Genomic DNA, 10,237 nt, shown 5'->3' with positions numbered 1-10,237 from the left:
TTCTTTGATCGGTACTCACTGACCATCGCACGATGGTTTCTTACGTTGCTAATCCAACGCCCCGAGGCGGGGAACTACACCACTCAGGGGGACGCAACCGGAGTGGGGCGCGAGGTCAGCCACGGTCGACGGTTGAACCCGGCGGTGCACGCGGTACCCTAAATCTGACGCCTATACGGGCGGCCAGACCGAATGAGAGATTCCAACGCCCCTCGTCCCCGATTACGGCACCTTCACGGAGGTGCGCACACACCTCAAGGAGGTGCTGGACGCGTCCGCTCGTGGCCAGACGGTGACGATGCAACGCGGCGGACTCGTTTCCGTGGTCATGTCGGCGGAGTTGCTCCGAACACATCTTTTTCGTGTCGTCTCGCCGCGGTTACGTCTCAGCGGGGATGACAGCGACCGCACAACGGCACGAATGGAGGGCCGTCCTTTCGTGTCCGAGGGCATTGACGCGGACGGGGCCCTCGCGGACCTTGTGCTTTCTCTTCGGGAGTATGCCGACGCTTGGGAGGACCGTTTGGGGTTCGCGTCAAATCATTCCGGCAACTGGGGTCTTATTCAGCTCATCACGTTGTCCACGGATGAGCAGCTTGTCGAATGGCTTGAGCGCGGCGGTGAGCAGCCTCCGGTGAGTTGAGAAAGCGACCAACACTTTCAGTGGATGGAAAGACAGCCGTGCTGGGCGCGCTTAATACGACCGCATTCCCTGCTCCGATGTCGATCGAGGGAGACCCGCTTGTTCTGACCGGGCACTATTGACCGTCGTCGGCCACGTTGCGGGACGGAGAGGGCGGCAATTCGCAGGAGCAAAGCTACAGAAAATCGGGGCAGGTTCACATTCACTCATGCGGCAGCGCAGGGAACCATTCTGCGATTTCATTAGGCGGAGAGCTGGAGCCCCGCATGGCGAAGCCGGGCAAGCTGATGCTGCCACACGAAGGTGTCATTGAATGTACCGCCCAGGTCAGGCATCAGCTCCTGGTCCTCTCGGGGTACCTCGTACGAAACCGTGCCGAGTGCGCTCGCTCGAACCAGCAACTTCGCGAGTCTCTCGATATTCAGTGCCCGCACGACTGCCTCCTGCACCGTCGAGCCGACGGTGACGATGCCGTGACCGCGCAGAATGAGCGCGGGTGCATTCCCCAGGGCGGCGGCCATCTCTTGCCCAAGTTCTGCACTATTGACGAGAACGCTTCGGCCATACACGGGGATGCTGTCGGCGGCCATCCGCATCGCAGGTATGTTGAAGGCTCCGACGACCGGTCGAATCACGATGTTGGCGAGATCTGCCGCGACGAGGTAGGGAGCATGCACGTGGACGACGGAGTTGATGTCGGGCCGGGATCGGAGCACCTCGGAGTGAATCGGCAACTCATTGGGGGCGTTGTAAGCAGGGTCCAGGGGCGTGGACGAAATCTCGTGAATGTCCTTCTCGGTGGTGAACAGGAGGCCTGACTCAGAGCTGCCGCGACAGCGGACGGCGAGCCCTTCGCTCGTGCGCAGGCTTACATGACCGAGGATGTCTTCGGCCAAGCCGGCGTGCGCGAGAATTCGGCAGGCCTCGGCAAGAAGTCGCCGCTGGGGATTATCTAGGCCCATCACAGTGCTCCGTCTTTCATAGTGAGCTCTTCGAGCAGGGCCGAGGCCTCGGGGTACGGGCGGGCCTGGTAATCTCGCTCAACAGCAGCGGTAAAGAATGCCGCCGTTGCTGACAAGGTGGAGCTCGTCATGCCAACCTCGTCAGCGAGCGCGAGCGCCATGTCGAGATCCTTCTTGATGGTGGTCGACGGCGCGCGCTTTGCCATTGCGCGAGTGTTCGACTCATAGAACTCGATGGCGCCCTGCTGGCCGCCGTTGACTCCGGTCGAGTGCCGAAGTGCCTCGATGACGGTCGGCATATCCAGGTTCAGTTTGGATGCAAGCAGCAGCGCCTCGGAGACGGCCAGGTGCGTTGCATACTTAACGTGCTGGTGGATGAGCTTGACAGCGAATCCCTCGCCAAGTCGACCCGCGTAGAGAACCTGCTTGGCGATGTCTTGGACAACAGCTTCCGCCTCGCCGAGCACGCCTGCGGCACCGCCGATCATCACAGTGAGTTGGGGGGCTTTTCCCGATACCGGCGCATCGACATATCGCACGCCCCTGTTGAGCGCGGCCACGCGTTCCGCGACCTCAGCGGCGAGCGTCGGGTCTCCGGTCGTCATGTCGATGATCAGGGCATCATCCTTAACTCCTGCAAGCAGACCGTCCGGCTCGGCGTAGAGCACCTCGCGCACTGCTGCCGCGTGCGGTAATGCGAGGAAAATGACCTCGCTTTGGCTGGCGAGTTGGCGCGGGCTCACAGAGGGAGAAGCGCCGATCATGGCGGTGGTGGCGACACGATCCGTGTGGCGGTCCCATACGGTGACCGCGTGCTCTGCAGCGACAAGTGACTCGCTGAGGGCCTTGCCCATGCCGCCGAGCCCGACAACTCCCACGTAATTAATAGTCATGATTCCCTTCCAGCCTCGATTCATCCCACCCTACAGAAAGGATTTCTGTACAGCAATAGCCTCAGAAGGGTTGCAGTGCCTCAATCAATGCTTGACAGTCTTTTCTGCTCACAACTAGTATCCGTATAGAAGATATATATTCTGCAAGATGACCGGGATGTTCCCTGTCGCACCACTACTGAACTGGCGAAGAAGCCGGAGGGGAGCTCTTTGTGCTCGAAGCGATAGGAGCAGGCTTAGCTCAAGCGTTAACCCCGATGTCGCTGCTCATGCTGCTGATCGGCGTGGTGATCGGCTTCTTTGTCGGCATCCTCCCTGGTCTTGGCGGCGCGGTAACCTTGGCGCTGTTGATCCCCGTCACCTACGGGATGGATCCTGTCCCGGCATTCTCGCTCCTGCTCGGCATGTACGTCGTCTGCGCTATTGCGGGGGACTTCACCTCAATTCTGTTCGGAATTCCCGGTGAGCCAACGTCCGCGGCGATGGTGCTCGACGGTTATCCGATGAATAAGAAGGGGCAAGCCGGGCGGGCGCTCGGTGCCTCCCTGTCAAGCTCGGCAGTCGGGGCAATCTTTGGAGCCCTCGTTCTCATGGCTCTTATTCCCGTCATGCGCCCGCTCATGCTGGGCATCAGTGCCCCTGAGTTGTTCGCGGCTGGCCTCCTTGGCCTGACCTTCATCGCGGCCCTTTCGGCCGGGAGCATCCACAAGGGCGTGATCATGGCGGCTGTCGGCGTTCTGATTGCCCTCGTCGGAATCGATCCGAACCTCGGCATCCCTCGGTATACCTTTGACAATCTGCATCTCTGGGAGGGCATCGGCATCGTCCCTGTCGTTGTCGGGCTCCTCGGTGGTGCTGAGGTGCTCCAGACCATGCTTGAAAAGGGCAGCGGTCCGAAGCAGACGGCGCCGCCGCACCTGGGTGGGATCATGGTGGGTGTCAAAGACAGTTTCCGCAACTGGTGGCTGATGCTGCGCACTTCCGCTATTGGTGCTGGTCTCGGGATTCTTCCAGGGCTCGGGGGGTCGGTGTCGCAGTTTGTCGCCTACGGCCACGCGAAGCAGACTTCGAAGCACCCTGAAGAATTCGGCAACGGCTCGATAGAAGGCGTTATCGCGGCAGGTTCAACCACCGCAGCAAAGGACGGCGGCGCGCTCGTTCCGACGATCGCGTTCGGTATTCCTGGCAGCGCGAGCATGGCCGTGTTGCTCGGAGCGTTCTTGATCCTCGGGCTCAATCCCGGCCCAGAGATGTTGACCGAGCAACTCGATGTAACGCTCTCGCTGGTATGGATCATCGTGCTCAGCACGCTCGTCGCCGTTGTGTTGGGAGCTCTTCTTATCCGGCCGCTCGCCAAGCTGACCTCGGTCTCTGGCAAACTCCTGGTGCCGTTCCTGATCGCCATGCTCACGATCGGCGCCTTCTCCTACAAGAACGCCGTCGAGGACATCTGGGTGATGTTGGCGTTCCTCGCAATCGGTGTGGTGGCGGCGCGTTTCAAGTGGCCGCGGATTCCTCTTCTGCTCGGGCTTGTTCTCGGCGAGCTGCTCGAGCGCTACTTCATGGTCAGCTACGCACTCTTCGAATGGGATTGGCTCTCGCGCCCTGGTGTGGTGCTTGTCGAGGTTGCAATCGGCGCGATGATCCTACTGACGGCCATCCGCGTCGCGCGGAAGAAGCGCGCAGCTCGTAAGGTCGGTCAACTTACTGGAGGTTTGGTATGAGCACGGAAGCGATCTCAGCGATCTCAGCGATTCGCGCCGCCCCGGGGCGCTGGGCGCGGGTGAATAAGTCTGATCTGATTATTACGGCGTTTCTCCTCATCATGTTCCTTGCGGCCATGATCATGGCCACCGAATGGAAGCCGCTTGCCGCATACTTTCCACTTGGAGTGAGTGCGCTTGGGGCTGCTGCCTCGGGCACCTTCCTCGTGCGGGTGCTGTTCTTTCCGCGATCGGCTGAAGCACCGAAAACGAACATGCCCGAGGAAGCCCGCTCGATGGCGGACCAAGAGTATGAGTTCTTCCGCAGCCTCACGAACCGAGACTGGATCGTTGCTGTAGCCTGGCTCGGCGGCTTCTATGTCGCCCTTTCCTTTGCGGGGATCTACGTGGCGATGGCCGTCTTTACCGTGGCATACCTGAAGATTCAGGCGTCGCGCTCTTGGTTCTTCGCTAGCGTCTACGCCGCGCTCCTGGCGGGCATCACTTTCCTAATTTTCTCGACGTTGCTGAAGCTCCCGCTCCCCGGCGGCTTGCTCGGCCTCACCTAGCTCCCACGGAGGACCCGCGGTCGTAGGCGACCGCGGGGAGACAAACGAAAGGTAACTCATGCAAAAAGTTGGAATGGGTATCGCGGCACTGATCACGGTGGCAGTGCTCGCCGGATGTTCCTCGAATGCTGCGTCGGGCGATACCCCCGACGCGGGGGCCTCGCTCGAGGGTCAGACGATCTCCCTTGTGGTCCCCTTCGATCCGGGCGGGGGTTACGACGCGTATGCGCGGATGCTTGCTCCCCTGCTTGGCGAGGAGCTTGGGGCGACGGTAATTGTGGAAAACAGGCCCGGCGCCGGCGGCATCCTCGCGACGAACGAGGTCGTCAACTCGAAGCCGGATGGTCTCACCATTGCACTTCTCAACGGGCCCGGTCACCTCGGATCTGCCATTGCGGAGGCCGACGGCGTCCTCTATGACGCTGAGAAGATGAGTTACATCGGCCAGATCAGCTCCGAGCCGGATGTCGTCGTAACAAACGGCGGCGGCGAGATCGAGACCGCCGATGATATGGCCGGCAAGCGCTTTGCGGCGACCGGGCCGGGGTCGAATGAGTACATCGACGCCGTGGTGCTGAACGAGCTGCTCGGTCTCGACAGCGAGGTGATTACCGGGTTCGCGTCGAGTAACGAGGCCAGCCTGAACGTGATCCAGAAGAACGTTGACCTGCACTCGAGGTCACTGGGTAGCCAGTTGCCGGGTATCAAAGCAGGCGACCTGGTTCCCGTTCTGGTGATCGGTACGAACTCCGGTGAATCAGAAATCGCAAACGTGCCGAACCTGATCGATGTGGTCCCGTCGGGCTCGAAGGAGCTCGCGACCCTGCACTCCGCGCTCGTCTCGAGCGGGCGAATCATTGCAGCGCCCCCGGGCATGGACGAGGGCATGCTCAAACTGCTTCGTGACGCCTTTGAGGCGGCAGTGACAGACGAAGCGTTCCAGAAGTCCGCGGCAGAGTCTGGCCGTCCGATCAGCTTCATGGGCGGTGCAGACATGCAGAAGCTTGTCAGCGGCGTTATGGGATCGCCCAAGGCGTACGTTGAGCTCATCAAGAAGGCTTACTCGGGATAAGCGACACGCTGCGCCAAGGAGGGGCACCGGACAATCGGTGCCCCTCCTTGTAGGTCGACGTGTTATTGCGCGCTGCAATCAAGCGTGCTGGGCCTCGCCCTGATCGAGCGGGGATTCGAGAGCACGGTACAGGGTCTTCGCCGTTCGCGAGAATCGGTCGAGCACTAACGGCAGGGGTAGCCCAGACTGGCTGCGCACGTTCTCCGAATCGGGGTGCCACCCGCCGCTTCCTGTCGGAGCGGCGTAGTTGATTACGCCTTGAACCAGCGAGGCGTCGCCACGAATAGCTAAGCCCCAGTGTCCGACCGTGCCGAGGGGCGTGCGGAGCGAGCCGTCGTCGCTGGCGCTCGCCTGCAGGCCAATGAGACGTAGCGCTGTGAGCGGCCATTCGCAGATGAGGTCCGGGATGCTGTCGTAGCTGAACCCGCGGATAGACACGATCGACCACAGGATGGTTTCCTTCTCCGCAACCGTCCATTCGGCTCCTGGCGTGAGCCTGTGCGCGAGTACGTCGCCACCAGGTGGTTCAGAGACGCGGGCACCGGCGCGCACGATGCCTGATTCGGCACTTTGCCAAAGCCTTAGGGTTGACTGCCGAAGGCCGCGAGACACGCCCTGGAGCAGCTCTATATCTTGGGCGAAGCCCGCAGCGGTTGCGCAGGGGGTTTGGTCCCACATGAACTCCCAGTGATTCGAACGTGCGCCTCGAATTGTGCCCATCGCAAATTCCTTCCCTGCGCTCGTCGTTCGAACCGTCCATTCGACAGTACGCCGGATCTGCGCAAATGGCCCTACCATTAGTTCTATTCGATAGGGGGAGCACGGATGGCACGAATTCCGGGCGCGAATCAGTTAGAGCATGCTGACGGCTGGCGCAGCGACACCCTTGCCGTGCAAATCGCGAACTTCGCATTCTCTGTGGCGCAGGCAATGGCCGCCGTTATCGTTCCGCTGCTCGCAATCACTGCGGGGCACGGAATCGAAATCATCGGAGTAATAGTTGCCGTGTCCGCAATCTCCCAGACTGCGGCCCGTCTCGGGCTTGGCCGCCTTATGACACTCCTGCCCACGCGCGTCTTTGTGGTGACGGCGACTATCCTGCTCGCAGCGTCCTGCGTCTTGCTCGCAAGCAGTGACGCGTTTTGGGCGTTCATCATCTCCCAGCTCCTCCAGGGGGCCGCGCGAGCCTACTTCTGGACCGGAAGTCAGACGCACGTTGTGCGAACGGCCGACTCAGCCGTCTCGGCGCTCGCGCGCCTCAACGTGGTTCAGGGAGTAGGGCAACTCGTCGGCCCGGCCCTGGCCGGCCTCATTGGCGTTTGGTCGCTAGAAGTCGCGCTCCTCGCAGCTGGCGGGCTCGCGGCATTCGCCACGGTCCCGGCCTGTCTCTTAACCCGATTCGACCCGTTCGCGCCAGCAAAACGGCCTGGGCGGCGTCGAGAAAACAGAATCTGGCTGCGCCCTGGAGTCGGTACCGCTGCCAATATGACCGCTTGCGCGGGTGCCTGGCGAGGCATTCTGAACTCCTATCTCCCCGTCATTCTGACCGCCGCAGGCCACTCGGTCGCATCCGTCGGAGCCCTCGTGACGGTGGCGAATCTAGCGGCCCTTGGTGGCAGCGCAGGATCAACGCGTGTAATGGAGCTCGGGCAACGGGCAGTTAGCGCCATCGCGATTCTTGCGGCTGGGCTCGGGTTGGCGACGGCCGCCTTCTTTCCGGCGACGCTGGCTGTCGTCATCTGTGGGCTCGTAATCTCCGGTGCTGGAGCAGGAATTCTGCAGACTATCGGCCCGGCACTCGCCGCAGACTCCGTTGGCGCGGAGGAGCGCGGGTCCGCTATCGCGGCCATCGGAGCCTTCCGCTCAGTTGCGCTACTCGCTTCGCCGCTTGCCGCGGCGGGGCTGGTGTTGCTGCTTCCGACCGCTGCAATCGCGACGGGGCTCGCGGGTATACTTGTGGCGGCGCCGGCAGCAGCGGTATTTCGTCGTGCAAACCGACCGGGCAAAAGGGATTAACGGTGAAGACTCCGAGTGAAGCCACCTCACCTCTAACCGAAGCAAAACGGCTCGACGAAACGGTTGTCGACATCTTTGCCCCGGTTGAGGCGCAGCGCTCGTCGCAGCTTGTGGCAAATCGCCTTCGTGCTCTTATTCAGTCTGGAGCGATCGCTGTTGGTGAGCGGCTGCCGGCCGAGCGCGATCTGTGCGGGCGGTTGGGGGTTAGCCGCGTGACGCTTCGAGAGGCGCTTCGCATGCTTGAGGCAAACGGCCTAATAACAGTGAAGTTGGGCGTGCAAGGTGGCGCGGTCGTAACGGTTCCATCTGTCGACGTTGTTCAGTCGGGAATCAGTGACCTGCTGAGTCTTTCGGCCCTTACTGCAGCGGAGGTCACAGAAGCCCGCGCAATCATTGAGCTCGGGGCGCTGCCGCTCGTCTGCGAGCGGGCGACCGAGCAGGATCTCGTGGACCTCCGGGCAATGTGCGCTTACGAGCAGGAGGCGCGCGCACGGGGAAATTTCGACACCCGCAGGTCGTTCGAATTCCACCTTCGCCTTTGCGCGGCCGCACAGAATCCAGCCGTCACGATGCTTCTAGCCTCCTTCGAGGTCCCGATCCTGCGTTCGCTGCACGCCGCGGCACACTCAGATGCGAGTGGGGTGGATGAGCACCAGCGACTCCTCGATGCTGTGGCGCGTCGAGACGTCGTAGGCGCGGACGCTATTCTCCGCGAGCATCTTGGCCGCACCGCGGCGCGCGTCGCCTAGTTTCGCCCACAATCCGACGGCGCCTTTCGGTACTTCATGATTCAACTGGACGCACACGCTAAATGGCATTACCATTAGAGCATTCCAGCTCAGCGTTGAGACAAATCGCCCCTTGCCGCTGGAGAGTACGCGCACGGACTGAGGAGTAATCGATGAGGATTGAAGCAACACGGCACCTCTGCCAAAGCTATGGCAACTGCGTCGCCATCGACCCAGACCATCTCGACCTCGACGACGAGGGCATCGTCATTGTGACGCGAGACACGGTCGAGGACGGCGAACTCGCTACCGTGCAGGCCGGAATCCGAAGCTGCCCTGTGAACGCGCTGCTCTTGGTTGACGCGAATGAGTAGCACGGCTAACGAGCTGCAGCGAGTGGTGGTCGTTGGAGGGTCAGTGGCGGGAGCGCGCACCTGCCAGGCGCTCCGGGAAGCAGGGTTCGCCGGGGAGCTGGTGGTGATCGAGCCGCAGCTCGGCGATGCGTACGATCGGCCGCCGCTGTCGAAGGCCTACCTCAAAGGCGAAATCACGCGCGATGGCATCCGGCTCATTCCGGGCGGCTGGGCGAGCGTCGGCGCTGAGGTTATCCCTTTCGCCGCGGTTGCCCTAAACGCAAAGGCGCAATCGGTCACCGTCGCTGACGGTCGTGAGGTGGGTTATGACGGGCTCGTGATCGCGACCGGACTGAGCCCGAAGGCGCTCACCGACAGCGACGGTCACGCAATCGGCCACGTGATCGGCAACATTGCTGATGCCGATGAGCTTCGGCACGAGCTGGCATCTGGCGGTCATGTTGTCGTTGTCGGGAGCGGCTACGTTGCTGCCGAAGCGGCATCCGTTGCTCGCGAGTTGGGCCTCGAAGTGACTGTCGTTCACCGCAGGACGCACCTTCTCGAAGGGGCGCTTGGGGCTGCTGTTGGTGCCCGGATCTCGCGGATGCACACCGAGAGCGGCATCGAGCTCCGCGGCAACTCGCGAATCAGCTCTATAGTCCGCGGCGCGCGCGGAGCGCAGCTCACACTCGACAGCGGGTATGAGCTCCATGCAGACATCTTGATAGCCGGCCTTGGGTCGAGCCCCAATACCGAATGGCTCACCGGATCCGGGGTTCGTCTCGACGACGGCGTGCTCACGGACGCCCGATGCCGAGTTGTGGGGGCACCACGCGTCTATGCGCTTGGAGACGTCGCTCGGTTCTATGACGTCAACTCCGCCCAACCCCGCAGAGCGTGTCACTGGACTAACGCGGCAGATCAAGCGACAGTCGTGGCACACAACCTGCTCAGCCCCAAGGACCCGAAGGGGTACCGGGAGGCCCCGTACTTCTGGACGGATCAGCTGGGTCAGAAGATTCAGGTTGTCGGGCATCCCGACCCGAAAGCACACGTCGATCTGCTCACCCTCCCAGGCGCGGTCGAACGTCATGTCGCGATTTATACGCACGGCGACGACAACGACTGCGGGGCCGTTGTGACTTTCGGGTGGCCTCGAGGCATGGTCGCTGCGCGACGCCTGATGCCCCTCGACCCGTCCACCGAAGAAATGATTGTCACTCTCGAAGACCTCGCAGCGGGCACGCGCGCCGCTGCCTAAGAAGAACACTGACGCCGAACCTACTAGAAAGTGAGGG

At 62.0% G+C, this 10,237-nt stretch carries 11 protein-coding genes; 8 read left to right on the top strand and 3 right to left on the bottom strand.

All coding sequences use genetic code 11. From position 1 onward, the window contains the following. Positions 1-241 precede the first annotated feature (241 nt). The gene (locus E3T43_RS00905; RefSeq protein WP_134470972.1) at positions 242-643 is read left to right on the top strand and encodes a prevent-host-death protein; all 402 of its coding nucleotides are present in this window, start codon (positions 242-244) and stop codon (positions 641-643) included. 242 nt (positions 644-885) lie between these two features. Here the strand turns inward: E3T43_RS00905 and E3T43_RS00900 are convergent, their stop codons facing one another. Together E3T43_RS00900 and E3T43_RS00895 are read right to left on the bottom strand one after the other, a co-directional pair. Beyond that, on the bottom strand, positions 886-1,605 hold the full coding sequence (locus E3T43_RS00900; protein ID WP_134470975.1) for a class II aldolase/adducin family protein: 720 nt from the start codon (positions 1,603-1,605) through the stop codon (positions 886-888). Further along, positions 1,605-2,498: an NAD(P)-dependent oxidoreductase gene (locus tag E3T43_RS00895; protein ID WP_134470971.1), complete on the bottom strand. Its 894-nt coding sequence runs from the start codon at positions 2,496-2,498 to the stop codon at positions 1,605-1,607. Before E3T43_RS00895 ends, E3T43_RS00900 begins: the two co-directional genes overlap by 1 nt. 257 nt (positions 2,499-2,755) lie before the next feature. Between E3T43_RS00895 and E3T43_RS00890 the strand changes: the two genes are divergently transcribed. From E3T43_RS00890 to E3T43_RS00880, 3 genes are read left to right on the top strand one after another with little or no spacing between them, the layout of a single operon-like run. After that, positions 2,756-4,222 (top strand): tripartite tricarboxylate transporter permease, encoded by a 1,467-nt coding sequence (locus tag E3T43_RS00890; protein ID WP_241978752.1) that lies wholly within the window; start codon positions 2,756-2,758, stop codon positions 4,220-4,222. Beyond that, complete coding sequence (locus E3T43_RS00885) at positions 4,219-4,770, top strand: tripartite tricarboxylate transporter TctB family protein (protein ID WP_134470969.1); 552 nt, start codon at positions 4,219-4,221, stop codon at positions 4,768-4,770. The genes E3T43_RS00890 and E3T43_RS00885 overlap by 4 nt, the downstream gene beginning before the upstream one ends. 58 nt (positions 4,771-4,828) lie before the next feature. Continuing rightward, positions 4,829-5,842, top strand: a complete 1,014-nt coding sequence (locus tag E3T43_RS00880; protein ID WP_134470968.1) for a tripartite tricarboxylate transporter substrate binding protein — start codon at positions 4,829-4,831, stop codon at positions 5,840-5,842. 78 nt (positions 5,843-5,920) lie between these two features. Here E3T43_RS00880 and E3T43_RS00875 read toward each other — a convergent pair whose 3' ends face one another. Next, complete coding sequence (locus E3T43_RS00875; protein ID WP_134470967.1) at positions 5,921-6,394, bottom strand: hypothetical protein; 474 nt, start codon at positions 6,392-6,394, stop codon at positions 5,921-5,923. A 273-nt stretch (positions 6,395-6,667) separates the two neighbouring features. Between E3T43_RS00875 and E3T43_RS00870 the strand changes: the two genes are divergently transcribed. From E3T43_RS00870 to E3T43_RS00855, 4 genes are all read left to right on the top strand, one after another. After that, entirely contained in the window at positions 6,668-7,858 is a 1,191-nt protein-coding gene (locus E3T43_RS00870; RefSeq protein WP_134470966.1) for an MFS transporter, read from the top strand. A gap of 2 nt (positions 7,859-7,860) precedes the next feature. After that, positions 7,861-8,607 carry a FadR/GntR family transcriptional regulator gene (locus tag E3T43_RS00865; RefSeq protein WP_134470965.1) on the top strand — a complete coding sequence of 249 codons (747 nt, stop codon included), beginning with the start codon at positions 7,861-7,863 and terminating at the stop codon, positions 8,605-8,607. A 152-nt stretch (positions 8,608-8,759) separates the two neighbouring features. Continuing rightward, the gene (locus tag E3T43_RS00860; protein ID WP_134470964.1) at positions 8,760-8,960 is read left to right on the top strand and encodes a ferredoxin; all 201 of its coding nucleotides are present in this window, start codon (positions 8,760-8,762) and stop codon (positions 8,958-8,960) included. Further along, on the top strand, positions 8,953-10,200 hold the full coding sequence (locus E3T43_RS00855) for an NAD(P)/FAD-dependent oxidoreductase (RefSeq protein WP_134470963.1): 1,248 nt from the start codon (positions 8,953-8,955) through the stop codon (positions 10,198-10,200). The genes E3T43_RS00860 and E3T43_RS00855 overlap by 8 nt, the downstream gene beginning before the upstream one ends. Positions 10,201-10,237: the final 37 nt, after the last annotated feature.

The sequence above is a fragment of the Cryobacterium sp. Hh7 genome (genome assembly GCF_004403155.1).
GTDB lineage: Bacteria > Actinomycetota > Actinomycetes > Actinomycetales > Microbacteriaceae > Cryobacterium > Cryobacterium levicorallinum.
The sequence above is the reverse complement of the archived record's forward strand: the minus strand, read 5'-3'. Positions and strand labels throughout refer to the sequence as shown.